The organism is Rhodovulum marinum (assembly GCF_004343075.1).
Classification (GTDB): Bacteria; Pseudomonadota; Alphaproteobacteria; order Rhodobacterales; family Rhodobacteraceae; genus Rhodovulum; species Rhodovulum marinum.
Window position 1 is genome coordinate 61,917 of record NZ_SLXP01000004.1, and the last position, 17,984, is coordinate 79,900.

Sequence of the window (17,984 nt, forward strand, 5' to 3'; positions counted from 1 at the left end):
TCCGGTCCCGACAAAAAAGGAAGACCCGAATGACCCCGATTTCCAAGACCCTTCTCGTGGTGGCCGCCCTGGCCGTCGCCGGCTGTTCCAACCCCGACCGCTTCGGCATGGGGGCGGGGGGCGCGGGGGGCGCGGGCGCCTATGGCGCGCTGGGCGCCGCCTCTGACCCGACGACGGTGGCCTATTTCAACCAGACCATCGGCGACCGGGTGCTGTTCGCCGTCGACCAGAGCACGCTCTCCGACACCGCGCGGGCCACGCTGGACGGGCAGGCGCGCTGGCTGACCGACAACCCGGCCTATACCGCCATCGTCGAGGGCCATGCCGACGAACAGGGCACGCGGGAATACAACCTTGCGCTGGGCGCGCGCCGGGCCAACGCGGTGCAGGAATACCTGGTGTCGCGCGGGGTGTCGCCGAACCGGCTGCGCACCGTCAGCTATGGCAAGGAACGCCCGCTGGAAATCTGTTCCGACGAGGCCTGCTATTCCAAGAACCGCCGCGCCGTGACCGTGGTCGCCGCGGGCGCCGGGGCGTAAGGGGGCAACCATGCGCATTGCCGCGCTGTTGCTGGGCGTTTGCGTGATGCTGGCGGCCGGGGGACCGGCCGCCGCGCAATCGCGCGAGGAAACGCTGGCCGATATCCGCCAGGAAATGTCGGTGCTGTATGTCGAGATCCAGCGCCTGAAACGCGAGCTGTCGACGACCGGGGCGCCGGGCGGGGCGCTGGCGGGCGGCTCGGCGCTGGCGCGGATCGACGCGATCGAGCAGGAATTGCAACGGCTGACTTCGAAGACCGAGGAACTGGAATTCCGCATCCAGACGGTGGTCGAGGACGGCACCCGGCGGATCGGCGATCTGGAATTCCGGCTGGTCGAGCTGGAAGGCGGCGATGTCAGCCAGCTGGGCGAGACGACGACGCTGGGCGGCGCGGACATGGCGCGGCCCGCGCCGGCGGTGCGCGCGCCCGAGGCCAATGGCGGGGCGGAACTGGCGATGGGCGAACGGGCCGATTTCGACGCCGCCCGCGCAGCCCTGGAGGCCGGAGAGACCGCCCGCGCGGCCGAGATGTTCGGCCGTTTCACCGAGACCTATCCGGGCAGCCCGCTGTCGGGCGAGGCGCATTTCCTGCGCGGCGAGGCGCTGAGCGCCGAGGATGATACCTCGGCCGCGGCGCGCGCCTATCTGGACAGTTTCTCGGGCAGCCCGGGCGGGCCGAACGCGCCCGCCGCGCTGTTCAAGCTGGGCCTTGCGCTGGACGCGCTGGGCCAGAACCGCGAGGCCTGCGTGACATTGGGCGAGGTGGGCACGCGGTTCCCGGATTCGGTCGAGGCGCAGGACGCGGATGCCGCGATGGACGCCATCGGGTGCAATTGAGCCCGGCGGCCCGGGCGATCGAGGCGGCGCTGGCCGCGGCCTGCCCGGGCGACGCGCCGCTGGGGGTGGCGGTGTCGGGCGGCGGGGATTCCATGGCGGTTCTGTGCGCGCTGGCCGCGCGCGGGCGCCCGCCGGTTCATGCCGTCACCGTGGATCACGGGCTGCGGCCCGAGGCCGCCGACGAGGCGCGCTTCGTGGCGGACACCTGTGCGCGGCTGGGCGTGTCGCATGACGTGCTGCGCTGGGGTGGCTGGGACGGCACGGGCAATCTGCAGGACGCGGCGCGGCGGGCGCGATACGCGCTGATCGCGGATTGGGCGGCGGGCCGGCGGATCGGGCGCGTGGCGCTGGGCCACACCCGCGACGACCAGGCGGAAACGGTGTTGATGCGGCTGGCCCGCGGCGCGGGGGTGGACGGGCTGTCGGCGATGGCGCCCGCACGCATGGCGCGGGGGGTGACATGGCTGCGCCCGGCGCTGGGGCTGTCGCGGGCGGAGTTGCGCGCCTACCTGGCGGAACGTGGCCAGCGCTGGGTCGAGGATCCGTCGAACGAGGATACGCGGTTCGACCGGGTGCAAGCGCGGCGCGCGCTGGCCGCCCTGGCGCCCCTTGGGATCGAGGCCGCCGGTCTGGCGGCGGTGGCGCGGCGCATGGCCTCGGCCCGCGCGGCGCTGGCGGCCTGCACGCTGGATGCCGCGGCGCGGGTCGCGCGCGCGGATCGCGGCGACGTGGTGATCGACCGGGCGGGGCTGGCGGCGCTGCCCGACGAGATCGCGCGCCGCCTGCTGGTCGCGGCGCTGTGCTGGGTCGCCTCGGCCGAGTATCCGCCGCGGGCCGAGGCGCTGGCCGACATGCGCGCAGCACTGGCACGCGCGCCCCGGGCCACGCTGCATGGCTGTCTGGTGTCGGTCGCGGGGGAGGGGCTGCGCGTCGCGCGCGAACCGGCCGCGGTGGCCCGCGCCACCGCGGCGCCCGGTACGCCCTGGGACGGGCGGTGGCTGCTGGAGGGGCCATATGCGCCGGGGATGGAGCTGCGCGCGCTGGGCGCGGCGGGGCTGGCCGCCTGTCCCGACTGGCGCGAGGCGGGGTTGCCGCGGGCCTCGCTGCTCGCCTCGCCGGCGGTCTGGCGGGGCGACACGCTGGTCGCCGCGCCGCTGGCCGGCCATGGCGCGGGCTGGCAGGCGCGGCTCGCAACATCGTTAAGCGAGCGGATCATCGCGCATTGAACATGGGCGGCCAATCGCTATCTTAGGGCCATGGGCGGGCCTTCGGGCCCGCCCGTGCCGTCATTCAAGGAGATCGCCCGTGGGCAACGCGCGTCAAATCGCATTCTGGGTCGTCCTGTTCCTGCTGATCCTGGCCCTGTTCAACCTGTTCAGCGGCGGACAAGGCACCATGTCCTCGCGCAGCATCAGCTATACCGAGTTCCTGCAAAGCGTCGAAAGCGGTGAGGTGGCGAGTGTCACGCTGGATGGCGAGCGCGCCGTGATCCGCGAGACCGACGGCACCACGGTGACCGCGATCGTGCCCCGGGGGGCCGACATCACCGACCGGCTGCTGGAAAAGAACGTCGATGTCCGCGCCGAACCGCAAGAGCAGAACGGCATCCTGGCCTATATCGGCACGCTTCTGCCCTTTATCATCCTGATCGGCATCTGGATCTTCCTGATGAACCGGATGCAGGGCGGCGGGCGCGGCGGCGCGATGGGCTTTGGCAAGTCCAAGGCCAAGCTGCTGACCGAAAAGCATGGCCGCGTGACGTTCGACGACGTGGCGGGCATCGACGAGGCCAAGGAAGAGCTGGAAGAGATCGTCGAGTTCCTGCGCAACCCGCAGAAATTCAGCCGCCTGGGCGGCAAGATCCCGAAAGGCGCGCTGCTGGTGGGCCCCCCGGGGACGGGTAAGACGCTGCTGGCGCGCGCCATCGCGGGCGAGGCGGGCGTGCCGTTCTTCACCATCTCGGGGTCCGACTTCGTGGAAATGTTCGTCGGCGTCGGCGCGTCCCGCGTGCGCGACATGTTCGAACAGGCCAAGAAGAACGCGCCCTGCATCGTGTTCATCGACGAGATCGACGCGGTCGGCCGGTCGCGTGGCGTGGGCTATGGCGGCGGCAATGACGAGCGCGAGCAGACGCTGAACCAGCTTCTGGTGGAAATGGACGGGTTCGAGGCCAACGAGGGCATCATCATCGTGGCCGCGACCAACCGTCCCGACGTGCTGGACCCCGCGCTGCTGCGCCCCGGCCGGTTCGACCGGCAGGTGCAGGTGCCCAACCCCGACATCAAGGGCCGCGAGAAGATCCTGGGCGTGCATGCCCGCAAGGTGCCGCTGGGCCCCGACGTGGACCTGCGCATCATCGCGCGCGGCACGCCCGGTTTCTCGGGCGCGGACCTGGCCAACCTGGTGAACGAGGCCGCCCTGATGGCCGCGCGCGTCGGCCGGCGTTTCGTCACGATGGAGGATTTCGAAAACGCCAAGGACAAGGTCATGATGGGCGCCGAGCGCCGGTCCATGGTCATGACCGAGGACGAGAAGAAGCTGACCGCCTATCACGAGGCCGGCCACGCGATCGTCGGGCTGAACGTGCCGCAGCACGACCCGATCCACAAGGCGACGATCATCCCGCGCGGCCGGGCGCTGGGCCTGGTGCTGTCGCTGCCCGAGCGTGACCAGCTTTCGGTCAGCTACACCAAGTACACCTCCAAGATCGCCATGGCGATGGGCGGGCGCGTGGCCGAGGAGATCGTGTTCGGCAAGGAGAACGTCACCAGCGGCGCCGCGAGCGACATCCAGCAGGTCAGCCGGATCGCCCGGGCGATGGTCACGCAGTTCGGGTTCGCCGACGCGGAACTGGGCTATGTCGATTACGCCAACGAACAGGAAAGCTATCTGGGCGCCTATGGCGGCGGGACCAACCATTCGGCGGCCACCCAGAAGGTGATCGACGACAAGGTCAAGGAACTGGTGGACCAGGGCTATGAGACCGCGAAGCGGATCCTGACCGAGAAGCGCGACGACCTGGAGCGGCTGGCGCAGGGCCTGTTGGAGTATGAAACGCTGACCGGCCCCGAGATCATGAAGGTGATCAACGGCGAACCGCTGAACCGTGGCGATGACGAGGACCTGCCGCCGAAAGGGGGCGACACGCCTTCGGTCACGGCGATCCCGAAGACCAAGCCGCGCGCCAAGCCGGGCTTCGAGCCCGAGCCCTCGACCTGAGGACAGGCTGCCGCGACGAAAGACAGGCCCGCCACGCGCCCTTGCCGTGGTGGGCCTTTTCATGTCCGCGGTCTGGATGCGCGCCTGCGGCGCACGCCTTTTCGGGGCGGCCCGTGCCGGGCCGCGATGAGTATTTGGCCCAAGAAAAAGACCGGGGGCTGGATGGGCGGGCAGGCCGCGGGTGCTGGAGCATGGGGCGCAAATTGTGCTTTGAATGCGGGGGAAGGGCGCTATTTGAGGGAGCGCGGGGACGTCAGAGCCCGGCGGACCGAGGGAGGACAAGAAGAATGGCCCACAAGACCGATATCGAGATCGCCCGCGCGGCGGAGAAACGCCTGATCCAGGAGGTGGGCGCCAAGCTGGGGATCCCGGCGGGCGACCTGCTGCCCTATGGCCATGACAAGGCCAAGGTGGGGGCCGAATTCATCGCGGGGCTGAAGGATCGCCCGAACGGCAAGCTGATCCTGGTGACGGCGATCAACCCCACGCCCGCGGGCGAGGGCAAGACGACGACCACGGTGGGCCTGGGCGACGGGCTGGCGCGGATCGGCAAGAAATCCGCGATCTGCATCCGCGAGGCCAGCCTGGGCCCGTGCTTCGGGATGAAGGGGGGCGCGGCGGGCGGCGGCTATGCGCAGGTCGTGCCGATGGAGGACATGAACCTTCATTTCACCGGCGATTTCCACGCGATCACCAGCGCGCACAACCTGCTGGCGGCGATGATCGACAACCATATCTACTGGGGCAACGACCTGGGTATAGACCAGCGCCGGGTGACCTGGCGCCGCGTGATGGATATGAACGACCGGGCGCTGCGCGACGTGGTCTGTTCGCTGGGCGGCGTGGCCAACGGGTTTCCGCGGCAAACCGGGTTCGACATCACGGTGGCGTCCGAGGTCATGGCGATCCTGTGCCTGGCGACCGATATCCACGACCTGCAGCGGCGGCTGGGCGATATCATCGTGGGCTATACCCGCGAGCGCACGCCGATCCACGCGCGTGATCTGAAGGCGGACGGGGCGATGACCGTGCTGCTCAAGGATGCGCTGCAGCCCAACCTGGTGCAGTCGCTGGAGAACACGCCGGCCTTTGTCCATGGCGGGCCGTTCGCCAATATCGCCCATGGCTGCAACTCGGTGATGGCGACCACGACCGCGCTGAAGCTGGCCGATTACGTGGTGACCGAGGCGGGGTTCGGCGCGGACCTGGGCGCCGAGAAATTCATGAACATCAAGTGCCGCAAGGCGGGTCTGGCGCCGTCGGCGGTGGTGATCGTGGCGACCGTGCGCGCGCTGAAGATGAACGGCGGCGTGGCCAAGGCGGACCTGGGCGCCGAGAATGTGGACGCCGTCAGGGCGGGCTGTGCGAACCTGGGCCGCCATATCGAGAACGTCAAATCCTTTGGCGTGCCGGCGGTCGTGGCGATCAACCATTTCGCGGGCGACACCGAGGCCGAGATCGCCGCGGTGCAGGACTTCGTGGCCGGTCAGGGCAGCGAGGCGATCCTGTGCAAGCACTGGGCCGAGGGCAGCGCGGGGACCGAGGCGCTGGCCACCCGCGTCGTCGAACTGGCCGAGCAGGACCACCATGCCTTTGCCCCGCTTTATCCCGACGAGATGGGCCTGTTTGCCAAGATCGAGACCATCGCGAAACGCATCTATCGCGCGGGCGAGGTGATCGCCGACAAGAAGATCCGCGACCAGCTGCACGCCTGGGAAGAGGCGGGCTATGGCAACCTGCCGATCTGCATGGCCAAGACGCAGTATTCCTTTACCACCGACCCGAACCTGCGCGGCGCCCCCGAGGGCCATTCGGTGCCCGTGCGCGAGGTGCGGCTGGCCGCGGGGGCGGGGTTCGTGGTGGCGATCTGCGGCGAGATCATGACCATGCCCGGCTTGCCCAGCAAACCCGCCGCCGAGACCATCGGGCTGAACGACATGGGCCAGATCGAGGGGCTGTTCTGAGCCGCGCGTTGCAGGCGCCGGGGTGGCGCGCTAACAGGGGCGGGACGGTGAGACGCATGCAAGGAGGCGCCCCATGATCCCGCCCGAGCACTGCCGGACCATGGCGGAACTGCGCGTGCAGATCGACGCGCTGGATGCCGACCTGGTGGCGCGGTTGGCATTGCGCGCGCGCTATATCGACCGGGCGGCGGAGCTGAAACCCGCCGAGGGCTTGCCCGCGCGGATCGGCCCGCGCATCGACGAGGTGATCGGCAAGGTGCGCGCCCGCGCCGAGAACGAAGGGCTGGACCCCGACCTGGTCGAACGGGTCTGGCGCGAATTGATCGAATGGGCGATCCGCCGCGAAGAGGTGGCGATGGGACAGAGGGAGCGACAGCTATGAGCGCGGATATCATCGACGGCAAGGCCTTTGCCGCCACGATCCGGGGCAAGGTGGCCGATCATGTGAAGGCCCTGCATGACGAGCATGGGCTGGTGCCCGGCCTGGCGGTGGTTCTGGTGGGCGAAGACCCGGCCAGCCAGGTTTACGTGCGCAACAAGGGCAAGCAGACCGAGGAGGCCGGAATGGCCTCTTTCGAACATCGGCTGCCCGCCGAGACGTCCGAAGAGGACCTGCTGGCGCTGATCGCGCGGCTGAACGCGGCGCCCGCGGTGCACGGGATCCTGGTGCAATTGCCGCTGCCCGACCATATCGATGAGGCCAAGGTCATCAACGCGATCGACGTGGCCAAGGATGTCGACGGCTTTCACATTTCGAACGTCGGCCTGCTGGCGACGGGGCAAAAGGCGCTGGTGCCCTGCACGCCGCTGGGCTGTCTGATGCTGCTGCGCGACCGGTTGGGGGCGCTGTCGGGGCTGGACGCGGTGGTGGTCGGCCGGTCGAACATCGTGGGCAAGCCGATGGCGCATCTTCTGCTGCGCGACAGCTGCACCGTGACGGTTGCCCATTCGCGCACCCGCGACCTGGCGCAGGTCTGCCGCCGGGCCGATATCCTGGTGGCCGCCGTGGGCCGGCCCGAGATGATCCCCGGCGACTGGATCAAGCCGGGCGCCACGGTGATCGACGTGGGCATCAACCGCATCCCCGCGCCCGAGCGCGGCGAGGGCAAGACGCGGCTGGTGGGCGACGTGCATTTCGAAAGTGCCGCGCAGGTCGCGGGCGCGATCACCCCGGTGCCGGGGGGCGTGGGGCCGATGACCATCGCCTGCCTGCTGGCCAACACGGTCACCGCCTGTTGCCGCGCCCATGGCCTGGTCGAACCCGAGGGGCTGACCGCCTGAGACCGCTCAGGCCGTGACCGGCACCATCGTGCCGAGGAGCGTCGCCACGTGGCGGCGCTCGTTCCCGTTTTCGGCATGCACATCGGCGCGCACCACCATCAGCCGCCGGCCCGCCCGCACCACCGCGCCCCGCGCGATCAGCCGGTCGCCCCGCGCGGGCGCCAGAAGGTGGATCGTCATTTCGGATGTCACCACCTCGTGGCCGGCCTCCATCAGGCTGAGCGCCGCGTAACCCGCCGCACTGTCGCCCAGGGCAAAGGTGAAACCGGCATGCGCCAGGCCCTGCTGCTGGCCGAATTCGGGGCGGATGGGGGCCGCGATTTCGACCGTGCCGGGGGCCAGCGACACGATCCCGGCGCCCAGGCTTTGCATCATGCCCTGGCGCGCGAAGCTGGCCCTGACGGTGTCGGCATAGGCCGGGTTGCGCGGGGGATGGGTCATCTTCGGGCGCTTTTCGTTGTGGTGTTGCGCGCAGGCTAGCCCGGCCCCGCGCGTGTTCACAAGCCTTTGGTATCGTTGACAAGCCGTTGGTATCGCGGGGGTTGCGCCGTGGGGGCGGGCGGGGCATTCTGACTTGCGCAATTATCTTGCGCGGGCGGCGGCCCGATTTGATCGATCCCTTTCAACTGTATGGGCGTTTGGCGTGTTCGAGGATTTCAACCGGGTTCTGTTCCATCCCTCTACGGTGTTGCTGTGGCTTGGCCTGTCGCTTCTCTTGGCGCTAAGCGGCCCGTTCGGCACCTACGCGGCACCGTTGCTTGACCGGATGGCGGCCTGGCCGCTCTTGGTGGGGGCCGGGCTGGCCGGGGGTGTCGCGCTGCGCGTTGGGCTGCGCCGGCACCTGCCCGGTTTGGGCCCATGGCCGCGCGCCGCGGTGAAGGCCGGGGTTCTGGCGGTCGTGTTCGCGCCCTTCGCGCTGCGGCTCACGGCGGGGATGGGACCGGCCGAGGCCCAACGCGCGGGGGCAATCGCCCTGGCCGAGGCCGCGCTGGTGATCTTTCTTCTGTCGCTGGGGCTGTGTGCGTTGCGCGCGATCCTGGTGCCGCGGGCCACGCCGGTGGCCGGATCGGAACCGGCCCTCATGGCGCGGTTGCCCGCAGGCCGGCGCGGGCCGCTGATCCGGCTGAGTTCGTCGGATCATTACGTGCGCGTCGTCACCGAGAAGGGCAGCAGCGATGTGCTGATCCGGTTCGCCGATGCGATCGCGGAACTGGACGGGGCCGAGGGGCTGCGGGTGCACCGGTCGCATTGGGTGGCGGCGCGCGCGGTCATCGGGGCCCGCACCGAAAACGGCCGCCTGTTCCTGCGGTTGTGCGACGGGTCCGAGGTGCCGGTCAGCCGCCGCTACCGGCCAGAGGTCGAGGCGCGCGGCCTTGGCCTGCGCGCATAGGCAGGGCGGTGGCCCGGGGGCCGGTCAGCACCGCCAGGGCCCCGGGCCCCATCAGCCCATCCAGCACCGGCGCGTCGGTCGGCAGGCCGCCGGTATAGGCGCCGAAGGCGGGCAGGATGACGCGCGCCGCGTCCAGCAGGAAACAGGGCCGCGCGATGCGCCGCCCGCCCAAGGTCAGCCGCGCCTTGGGGTGGTAATGGCCCGACACCTCGCCCCGGGCGCCGGGTTCCGCGATATGGCGAAAGGTCAGCGGGCCCTGGGCCAGTTCGACCAGGTGGGTGCCGGGCAGGCCCGCGGGGCCGGGGTCGTGGTTGCCCGCGATCCAGATCCAGCGCCGCCCGGCCATCAGGCGCAGCAGGCGGTCCTCGGCGCCTTGGGGCAGGGCGCGGGCGGCCGCGTCGTCGTCGAAACTGTCGCCGAGGCAGACCACGGTCCGCGCATCGGTCGCGGCAATGGCGGATTCCAGCCGGGCCAGCGTTTCGGCGGTGTCGTAGGGCGGCAACAGCGTGCCGCCGCGCCGGGCCAGGCGTTCCGACTTGCCCAGGTGCAGGTCGGACACCGCCAGCAGCCCGGCCGCGGGCCAGTGCAGCGCGCCCGAGGGCAGGGCGGCCAGCGGCGCGCCGGACAGGGTGAAATGGTGGGCGGTCATGGCTTGGTGTCCCCCGTTCCGGGCGGGGGCGCAAGGGGTCAGGCCAGCTCCGCCTCGGCCATAAGCCGGTCGGCGGCGGCGTCGATCAGGCGTTGTTCGGCGGCGCCCTTGACGGGGATGCGCCCCGCCTCCAGGAACAGCGGCGCGGCGAGCGGCGTGACGCGGGGGCGGCGGATGTGGTCGATGCCGCGGACGCGGGCCAGCATCGCCTCGATCCGGCCGAAATCGACCAGCCCCTTCATCGCCTCTTCGCGGGTGATCTCCAGCATCAGGTGGCCGGGGTCGTATTTCATCAGCGTGTCATACAGGATGTCGGACGAAAACGTGGCCTGCCGCCCGGTCTTGCGGCGGCCGGGCAGGTTGCGTTCGATCAGCCCGGCGATGACGGCCGATGTTCGAAAAGTGCGCTTCATCACCGCGTTCCCGGCCAGCCAATCGTCGAAAGCACTGCGCAGCCCGTTCGAATCCAGCAAGTCCGCAGGCGCCGTCACCTCGTCCAGGCCCCAGATCAGCGTGGCATAATCCGTCGAGACGAAGCCCAGCGGCGCCAGCCCCGCCGCCTCCATCCGCTGCGTCACCAGCAGGCCCAGCGTTTGCTGCGCGTTGCGGCCGGCGAAGCCGTAGATGCACAGGTGCTGGCGGCCGTCCTGGGGGAAGGTCTCGACCAGCAGCCGGTCACGTTCGGGCAGGCGCGAGACCTGGCGTTGCAACGCCAGCCATTCCGCGGTGTGGGCGGGCAGATCGGGCCAGTCGCCTTGGCGGAACATGGTCAGGATGCGGTCGGACAGCCGGGTGGAGGTGGCGAACTTGGTGCCCGCGAAAACGGCGATCTTGGGCTCGCGCCCGGGGCTGCGGCTGACCTCGACGACCATTTCGCGCAGGGATTCATAGCGCACGACCTGCCCGCCGATCAAAAAGGTGTCGCCCGGCGTCAGCGTGGCGGCGAAGGCTTCCTCGACCTCGCCCAAGGGCGCGCCGCCGCGGGCGGGTTTCATCCGCACCTTGAGCGTTTCTTCCTCGACGATGGTGCCCAGGTTCATGCGGATCGCGCGGGCGCTGCGCGGATCGCGCAGGGCCCAGCGCCCGTCCGGGGCCTGTTTCAGCCGCTGCCAGCGGTCATAGGCCCGAAGCGCATAGCCCCCCGTGGCCGCGAAATCGAGGCAGGCGTCGAACCGGGCGTGGGTCAGCCCGGCATAAGGGCCCGCCGTCGTGACCTCGGCGAACAGGGCGCCCGCGTCGAACGGCCCGGCGCAGGCGGTCGCCAGGATGTGCTGGCACAGCACGTCGCCCGGACCGGGGCCGCGCGGCTCGCCGTCCAGGTCCTGTTCGCGCACCGCCTGCAGGGCCGCGACGCATTCCACCACCTCGAACCGGTTCGCGGGCACCAGAAGCGCCTTGGACGGCGCGTTGTAGCGATGGTTCGCCCGCCCGATCCGCTGGACCAGCCGTTTCACGTTCTTGGGTGCGCCCACCTGGATCACCAGGTCCACGTCGCCCCAGTCGATGCCGAGGTCCAGCGAGCCGGTGCAGACCACTGCGCGCAGGCTGCCCGCGGCCATCGCGGTTTCCACCTTTTCACGCGCCTCGCGCGACAGGCTGCCATGGTGAATGGCGATGGGCAGGCCGGTTTCGTTCGCCATCCACAGGTCGCGAAAGAACAGTTCGGCCTGCGCGCGGGTGTTGTGAAAGATCAGCGTGGTGCGGTGGCGCGCGACCTGGTCCAGCACGGCGGGGATGGCGTAGCGGCCCCCGCCACCGGCCCAGGGGGGCGGGGTGTCGGTTTCCAGCATGGCGATGTCGGGCGCGGGGCCGGGATCGGCGGTCAGGATCTCGCAACTGTCGGGGTGTCGGGCAAGAAACCGGGCCAGCGCGGGCGGATCCTCGACCGTGGCCGACAGCCCCACGCGGCGCAAACCGGGGCAAAGCGTCGACAGCCGCGCCAGACCCAGCATCAGCTGGTCGCCGCGTTTCGAGTCGGCCAGCGCGTGGATCTCGTCGACGATCACGCGCTTCAGCCCGGCAAAGATGCGCGGCGCATCCTCGTAGGAGAGGAGCAACGCCAGGCTTTCGGGGGTGGTCAGCAGGATATGGGGCGGGTCGGCGCGCTGTCGCCGCCGCGCGGTGGAGGAGGTGTCGCCGGTGCGGTCCTCGACCCGCACGGGCAGGCCCATTTCCTCGATCGGCGTGCGCAGGTTGCGGCGGATGTCGGCGGTCAGCGCCTTGAGTGGCGAAATGTAGAGCGTGTGCAAGCCCGGGGCCGGATTCGCCGCGATTTCGGCCAGTGAAGGCAGGAATCCTGCAAGTGTCTTGCCGCCCCCCGTGGGCGCGATCAGCAACAGCGCGGGCGCGCCTGCACGCTCCAGCATCGCGCGCTGGTGGGGGTGGACCGTCCAGCCGCGCGCGGCGAACCAGCTTTCGAAGGGGTCGGGCATCCGCATGGGCAGGATGTAGCGCAGGCCGCGGGGGTTTACACGGGGGCTCAGGCCTCGATCCAGATGGTCACGGGGCCGTCATTGACCAGCGACACCTTCATGTCGGCGCCGAAGCGGCCGGTTTCGACCCGGATGCCCTGGCCGGCCAGCGCCCGGGTGAAATGCTGATACAGGCGTTCGCCCTCGGCGGGTGGGGCAGCGGCGGAGAAACCGGGGCGATTGCCGCGCGAGGTGTCGGCGGCCAGCGTGAACTGGCTGACCACCAGCGCCGCCCCGCCGGTATCCAGCAGCGACAGGTTCATCTTGTCCGCGTCGTCGCGGAAGATGCGCATGCGCGCGATGCGCTGGGCCAGTTTCTCTGCCTGCGGTTCGCCATCGCCCGCCATGGCGCAGACCAGGATCATCAACCCCGGGCCGATTTCGCCGATCGTCTCGCCATCGACGCGCACGGCGGCCTGCGACACGCGCTGGACAAGGGCCCTCATGCCAGTTCCTCGCGCCAGGGCGGGTTGGCGCCCGCGCGGGAAACGGTGATCGCGGCGGCCCGGGCGGCCAGGTCCAGCGCGCCCACCAGCGCGGCATGGGACAGGCAATCGAGGCCCGGTTTCGACAGGTGCCCGCCCGCCCGAAGCGCGGCCAGTATCCCGGCGTTGAACGTGTCGCCCGCGCCGACGGTATCGACCAGCTCGGCCGGGCGCGCGGCGATTTCGGCCCGGGCGGCGGTGCCGAAGGCCAGCGCGCCGCGCCCGCCCCGGGTCAGCAGGACAAGCCGCGGCCCGCGCTTCAGCAGTCCGGCGGCCAGCGCCGCCGCATCGCCCGGACCCAACAGCCAGTGCAGATCCTCGTCCGACAGCTTGACGATATCTGCGGCGGCGATCATCCGGTCCAGCCGGGCGCGGTAGGCGGGTTCGTCGGCGATGAAGCCGGGGCGGATGTTGGGGTCGAGCATCGTCACGCGGCCGTGCGCCTCGCGCAGCATCAACGCCTCGTAGGCCGCGCCGCAGGGCTCGACCGCCAGCGAGATGCCGCCGAAGAACAGCGCCGTGACGGTGTCGGGCAGGGCGGGCAGGTCGGCCGGGCTCAGCATGCGCCCGGCGGTGTTCTCGTCGTAGAAGGCATAGGAGGCCTGCCCGTCGTTCAGCGTCACGAAGGCCAGCGTGGTGGGCCGGGCCGACCGCGCGGCAAGCCGCGCGTCCACCCCCGAGGCGGTCAGCGCCCCGTCGAGCATCCGCCCGAACAGGTCGGTCGACAGCCCCGAGAAGAACCCCGTCTTCGCCCCCAGCCGGCCCAGCGCGATCGCGGTGTTGAACACCGCACCGCCCGCATGCGGCGCAAAGGCGGGTTCGCCCTGCGCCGTGTGCCGGGGCAGCATGTCGATCAGGGCCTCGCCCGCGCAAAGGATCATCTGCCTCGCCTTTCGTTCGGTTCCCCGACCATTACCCGCCCGGGGGGCGGGCTGCCAAGCCCGCAGCCGCCTTGACGGGCGTCAACGACAGGGCGCGGGGCCTGCGGCATGATCGGGCCATCGCAACTTTCCATGTGAGGGGAGGTCGAGATGGTCGAAAAATCCCACAGCGCGGGCTTTTGGCCCTCGCTTTACGAACCGTTCCGGGGCCTGGGGTCGCGGGTGGCGGACTGGTTCGCACCGGCGTCCGAGGCGTCGGTCGACGAGGGCGGCTATCGCATCCGGATGGAACTGCCCGGGGTCGCGGAAAAGGACATCAAGGTGTCGCTGGATGACGGGGTGGTGACGGTCACCGGCGAAAAGCAGTCCAGCCGCGAGGAAACCGGCGAGACCTGGTATTTCAGCGAACGCGAATACGGGTCGTTCTCGCGCAGTTTCCGGCTGCCGCCCGATGCCGACGGCAAGGCGGTCAAGGCGGAACTGAAGGACGGGGTGCTGACCATCGGCGTCGGCAAAAAGGCTCCGTCAGAGTCGGGCTGCGGGACCGAGATCCCGATCGCCAAGGGCTGAGGCGGGGACATGGTCGCGGGGGCGGAGGCGCCCCCGCGATCCGGTGGGCGCGCAATCAGGCGGCCTGCTTCTCGCGATGGCCGAGTTCGCGCATCAGGGTCTTGGCGGCGAGCGTCATGCCCGCGGCTTGCAGGTCTTCGATGCGGCGTTTCAGTTCTTCGTCGGTCATGCTGGGGCGCATGGGCTGCTCCTTTCTTCAGGTCTTGGTCGGACACCGGGAAAACGGCCCGCGGGCGGCGCCCCATCGGGGGGCGCGCAAGGCGGGGATCCTGGCGAACGAAACCGGGGCGGCGCGCGTGACACGGCCATACGGGCCCCGGGACCGGTGATGCGCGCCAAGGGGCGCGGCGTTCCGGTCGGACCCCTGAAATATCGCCCGGGGGCGCGGGAAATCAACCCCTTGGGCTATTGCCACTCGATGGCGAGGGCGCCCTCTTGCTGGCCCAGCGCGGCCAGATAGCCCACCGCGGCGGCCAGCAGCAGCCCCAGGATCACTGCCAGCGCGATCTTCCAGGCCGACCAGGGCCGTTCGCCCTGCACCCGGCCGGTGCGCCCGTTCACGACGAAACGGTAGGTGCGCCCGCGATACTTGTAGGCGGCCAGCCAGACGGGCAGCAGCACATGTTTGAAGGTCACGTCGGAGACCTGGGTTTGCAGCCTGTCGATACGCTGGCGGTCGCCGCCGATGTCGAATTTCACGTCGCGCCGGATCGCCCGGTCCATGATCGCGCGCGCCTCGGCGAACCCTTCGTCCAAGCCCACCGTGTAGCCCTCGGCGCGGAACCCGGCGAGGTATTCGGGCCGGTAGGGGTCCAGTTCCGACAGGTCCCAGGGTTGCAGGGCGTCGGTATAGCGCTTGGGCAGGCTGGTGGTGGCCAGCACCAGGATATCGTCGAAGGCGCGCGCCACCCGGCCCGAGACCGGCGCCCAGCGCACCTTTTGCACCTGCACGCGCTGGGGCTTGCCGTCGCGCATCACGGTGCGGGTTTCGTGATAGACGGTGCCGCGCGCGCCGGAATAGCGGCTGTGGGTGGCGGCGTCGTAGGTCCAGTAGGGGACATAGATGCCGTCCATCCGGCGGCCCTTGCGCGCGTAGTCCTTGAGGCCGTTGGGCGCGAACCACAACCGGCCCAGCCAGTCGGTCATCGCGGTGTGGGCATCGCGTTCCTCGAGCGCGAAGGGCAGAACGCCCTGCGGCTTGATCCGGCGCTGGGCCCCGGTGTCGGTGACGACGGGGGTGGCGCAGAACGGGCATTCGGTGGCGTGCCGGTCGGCCGCCATCTCGAATTCCGCGCCGCAATTGGGGCATTTCAGGCGCCGCACCTCCTCCATCTCGGTGTCGGGCAGCGCGGTTTCCAGGCCGGCGCGGAAGTCGAGCTCGGCCAGGCCCCCGGCCCAAGGGCCGGGATCGTCGATCGGTTCGGCATGGCCGCAATGGTCGCAGACCAGACGCCCCTGGGCGGGGGCAAAGCGCAGGTCGGCGCCGCATTGGTCACACGGAAAGCGGTGTTCGGCGGGCGCGGGCGGGGGCGCGGTGTCGGGCATGGGGGCGCCTTTGGCGGGGCGTCAGGCCCCGGGCGGCGGGGGCGGGGGCGCGACGGTGAAAAGCTGGGCGAGCTCGGTGATGTCTTCGGCGCGTTTCCAGCCGTCCTGCCCGGCGGTCCAGACGAAGGTGTCGCGCCCCAGGCTGCCCTCGGCGGCCATCCGGCCGAGCGCGGCCTTGGAAAACGGCCCGCGCGTCTGGCCCTTTTCGGCGATGTGCCAGACATGTTCGACGGGGAGCGGCGGCGGGGTGGGGGCCGCGCCCCAGGGGCCGGGCTGGGCCATCTGCGCGCCCATCGCCATGCCCATGCCCGCGCCCAGCCCCGCGGCCATGCCGCCGCCGGCGGGGGCCTGCGCGGCCTCGGTCATCGTTTCGGCCGCGGAATATTGCATGAAACGGCCCAGATCGCCGGCGATTCCCATCGAGGTCCGCTTGTCCAGCGCCTTTTCCACCGCGGGGGGCAGGCTGATGTTCTCGATGTAGAATTCGGGCAGGGTCAGGCCGTAGGCCGCGAGCGGTTTCGACACCTCGGTGGCGATCAGGCGGCCCAGGTCCGCGGTGTTGGCCGCCATGTCCAGCACCGGGATGCCCGAGCGCGCGATCACCCGGCTGACTTCCTGCACGATGATGTTGCGGATCTGGAAGGCGATCTCGTCCATGGTGAACTCGCCGTCGGTGCCGACGATTTCCACCAGGAACCGCGCGGGGTCGGTCACGCGGATCGAATAGGTGCCATAGGCGCGCAGCCGGGTTGGGCCGAATTCCGGGTCGCGCAGCATGATCGGGTTCTTGGTGCCCCATTTCAGGTCGGTGAACCGCGTCGTGTTGACGAAGTAGATTTCCGACTTGAAGGGCGATTTGAACCCGTGATCCCAGTGCTGCAGCGTGGTCAGCACCGGCATGTTGTTGGTTTCCAGCATGTAGAGGCCGGGGGTGAAGACGTCGGCCAGCTGGCCCTCGTGGACGAAGACGGCGGCCTGGCCTTCGCGCACGGTCAGCTTGGCGCCGTACTTGATCTCGTGGCCCTCGCGTTCGAACCGCCAGACCATGGTGTCGCGGGTGTCGTCGGTCCAGTGGATGACGTCGATGAACTCGCCGGACAGAAAGTCGAAGATGCCCATGGGGTCGGTCCTCCGGTTCGGGTCTGTGGATCGGGCCTCTGGATCGTGCCGGGGCGAGTATAGCCCGCCCCCGGGGCCCGGGTCACGCGTGGATGGGGCCTAGCTGTCGCCCCCCATCAGTTCGGCGGCGATGGTCTCGACGATGGGGCGGGCCTCGGACTCGACCATGCCGGGGCGCAGGCGGCGGTCGTAGAGGATTTTCAGCAGCAGCGCGTCATGCGGCGTCAGCAGGGCGAATTCCTCGTCATCGTTGAAGATCGAGGGGCGCGCCGCGGGGCTGTCATTGGCCAGGCCCAGCCCCTGGGCCAGTTCCTCGTGGATGCAGGACTGGCGCAGCCGTTCGGGATGTTCGCCCCGGATCACCGCGACGGCGCGCGAATAGGTGCTGGACTGGCCGCGCGAGAAGGCCAGCACCAGGCAGAAGGTCGAGCGCGGGATCGACTCGATGGTGCGCACGGCGGTGGTGTCGATGCCGGGCACCAGGTCGCGCAGCTGCGGGCCGATGGCGCGGCGCTCGTCCTCGTTCAGGATCAGCACGTGGAAATTCGCCTGCGCGGGGTCCACCATGCGGATCGGCAGGCGCGTCAGCCCCGACAGGCGCCGGGTATAGGCCGAGATCTCGGCCCGGTCCTTGTCGCGCTGGGCCGCGGGGACGGATGCGCCGAACACCAGCCCCATGCGGATCGGCTGTTCCCAGCGGCGCAGCCGGCTTTGGGTTTCGCGCGCGACCAGCCGGCCCGAGCGCGAGACATATTCGTCGTACAGCGCGATGCGGATGAAATCTTCGACCAGCGCGCGGCGCGAGAACGGCACGTCGCGGGCATCGCCATCGGTGCGCAAAAGCCCGCGCGCGACAAGGTCGGCCTCGACCCGCGCGAAATGCCGGGCGATCGCCTCGCTTTCGGCCGAGGGCAGGGGGGCGGCCGCCTCGGGGCGCGGGGCGGGGCGGGGGCTGCTGGTCGGGGGCGCGATCTGGCACCCGGCCAACGCCCCGGCAACGAGACCCGACAAAACAAGGGCGCGCATGCGGGCG

General features: G+C 70.3%; 18 protein-coding genes. 9 read left to right on the plus strand and 9 right to left on the minus strand.

Annotation, left to right across the window (positions count from 1 at the left end; all coding sequences use genetic code 11):
* Positions 1 to 29: 29 nt before the first annotated feature.
* The 7 genes from pal to folD all read left to right on the plus strand — a co-directional run bounded on the left by pal (position 30) and on the right by folD (position 7,841).
* Positions 30 to 539 (plus strand): peptidoglycan-associated lipoprotein Pal, encoded by a 510-nt coding sequence (gene pal / locus EV662_RS08085; RefSeq protein WP_132461658.1) that lies wholly within the window; start codon positions 30 to 32, stop codon positions 537 to 539.
* Between the two features lie 10 nt (positions 540 to 549).
* Entirely contained in the window at positions 550 to 1,377 is an 828-nt protein-coding gene (gene ybgF, locus EV662_RS08090) for a tol-pal system protein YbgF (RefSeq protein WP_132461659.1), read from the plus strand.
* A 17-nt stretch (positions 1,378 to 1,394) separates the two neighbouring features.
* Positions 1,395 to 2,603: a tRNA lysidine(34) synthetase TilS gene (gene tilS / locus EV662_RS08095; protein ID WP_132461828.1), complete on the plus strand. Its 1,209-nt coding sequence runs from the start codon at positions 1,395 to 1,397 to the stop codon at positions 2,601 to 2,603.
* Between the two features lie 79 nt (positions 2,604 to 2,682).
* Entirely contained in the window at positions 2,683 to 4,596 is a 1,914-nt protein-coding gene (ftsH, locus tag EV662_RS08100) for an ATP-dependent zinc metalloprotease FtsH (RefSeq protein ID WP_132461660.1), read from the plus strand.
* A 287-nt stretch (positions 4,597 to 4,883) separates the two neighbouring features.
* Positions 4,884 to 6,560, plus strand: a complete 1,677-nt coding sequence (locus EV662_RS08105) for a formate--tetrahydrofolate ligase (protein WP_132461661.1) — start codon at positions 4,884 to 4,886, stop codon at positions 6,558 to 6,560.
* 73 nt (positions 6,561 to 6,633) lie between these two features.
* Positions 6,634 to 6,942, plus strand: coding sequence for a chorismate mutase (locus tag EV662_RS08110; RefSeq protein ID WP_132461662.1), 309 nt, complete (start codon positions 6,634 to 6,636; stop codon positions 6,940 to 6,942).
* Positions 6,939 to 7,841 carry a bifunctional methylenetetrahydrofolate dehydrogenase/methenyltetrahydrofolate cyclohydrolase FolD gene (gene folD, locus EV662_RS08115; RefSeq protein WP_132461663.1) on the plus strand — a complete coding sequence of 301 codons (903 nt, stop codon included), beginning with the start codon at positions 6,939 to 6,941 and terminating at the stop codon, positions 7,839 to 7,841. Before EV662_RS08110 ends, folD begins: the two co-directional genes overlap by 4 nt.
* A 6-nt stretch (positions 7,842 to 7,847) precedes the next feature.
* On the opposite strand, the gene EV662_RS08120 is transcribed toward folD, so the two are convergent.
* A complete protein-coding gene (locus EV662_RS08120; RefSeq protein WP_132461664.1) occupies positions 7,848 to 8,282 on the minus strand; it encodes a PaaI family thioesterase in 435 nt (144 codons plus the stop codon).
* 202 nt (positions 8,283 to 8,484) lie between these two features.
* Between EV662_RS08120 and EV662_RS08125 the strand changes: the two genes are divergently transcribed.
* On the plus strand, positions 8,485 to 9,231 hold the full coding sequence (locus EV662_RS08125) for a LytTR family DNA-binding domain-containing protein (RefSeq protein WP_132461665.1): 747 nt from the start codon (positions 8,485 to 8,487) through the stop codon (positions 9,229 to 9,231).
* Here EV662_RS08125 and pdeM read toward each other — a convergent pair.
* From pdeM to EV662_RS08145, 4 genes are read right to left on the minus strand one after another with little or no spacing between them, the layout of a single operon-like run.
* Positions 9,176 to 9,880 carry a ligase-associated DNA damage response endonuclease PdeM gene (gene pdeM / locus EV662_RS08130; protein ID WP_132461666.1) on the minus strand — a complete coding sequence of 235 codons (705 nt, stop codon included), beginning with the start codon at positions 9,878 to 9,880 and terminating at the stop codon, positions 9,176 to 9,178. The genes EV662_RS08125 and pdeM overlap by 56 nt on opposite strands.
* 38 nt (positions 9,881 to 9,918) lie before the next feature.
* Entirely contained in the window at positions 9,919 to 12,312 is a 2,394-nt protein-coding gene (locus EV662_RS08135; RefSeq protein ID WP_425057001.1) for a ligase-associated DNA damage response DEXH box helicase, read from the minus strand.
* 47 nt (positions 12,313 to 12,359) lie between these two features.
* Complete coding sequence (gene dtd, locus EV662_RS08140; protein WP_132461668.1) at positions 12,360 to 12,797, minus strand: D-aminoacyl-tRNA deacylase; 438 nt, start codon at positions 12,795 to 12,797, stop codon at positions 12,360 to 12,362.
* Positions 12,794 to 13,717, minus strand: coding sequence for a carbohydrate kinase family protein (locus EV662_RS08145; protein WP_132461669.1), 924 nt, complete (start codon positions 13,715 to 13,717; stop codon positions 12,794 to 12,796). Before EV662_RS08145 ends, dtd begins: the two co-directional genes overlap by 4 nt.
* Before the next feature lie 150 nt (positions 13,718 to 13,867).
* Between EV662_RS08145 and EV662_RS08150 the strand changes: the two genes are divergently transcribed.
* On the plus strand, positions 13,868 to 14,287 hold the full coding sequence (locus tag EV662_RS08150; protein ID WP_132461670.1) for an Hsp20/alpha crystallin family protein: 420 nt from the start codon (positions 13,868 to 13,870) through the stop codon (positions 14,285 to 14,287).
* Between the two features lie 55 nt (positions 14,288 to 14,342).
* Here EV662_RS08150 and EV662_RS20030 read toward each other — a convergent pair whose 3' ends face one another.
* The 4 genes from EV662_RS20030 to EV662_RS08165 all read right to left on the minus strand — a co-directional run bounded on the left by EV662_RS20030 (position 14,343) and on the right by EV662_RS08165 (position 17,977).
* Positions 14,343 to 14,468 carry a hypothetical protein gene (locus EV662_RS20030; RefSeq protein WP_279533246.1) on the minus strand — a complete coding sequence of 42 codons (126 nt, stop codon included), beginning with the start codon at positions 14,466 to 14,468 and terminating at the stop codon, positions 14,343 to 14,345.
* 224 nt (positions 14,469 to 14,692) lie between these two features.
* Positions 14,693 to 15,832, minus strand: a complete 1,140-nt coding sequence (locus EV662_RS08155) for a TFIIB-type zinc finger domain-containing protein (RefSeq protein ID WP_132461671.1) — start codon at positions 15,830 to 15,832, stop codon at positions 14,693 to 14,695.
* A 21-nt stretch (positions 15,833 to 15,853) separates the two neighbouring features.
* Complete coding sequence (locus EV662_RS08160) at positions 15,854 to 16,951, minus strand: SPFH domain-containing protein (protein WP_132461672.1); 1,098 nt, start codon at positions 16,949 to 16,951, stop codon at positions 15,854 to 15,856.
* A gap of 99 nt (positions 16,952 to 17,050) precedes the next feature.
* Positions 17,051 to 17,977 carry a DUF2927 domain-containing protein gene (locus EV662_RS08165; protein WP_132461673.1) on the minus strand — a complete coding sequence of 309 codons (927 nt, stop codon included), beginning with the start codon at positions 17,975 to 17,977 and terminating at the stop codon, positions 17,051 to 17,053.
* Between the last annotated feature and the right edge of the window lie 7 nt (positions 17,978 to 17,984).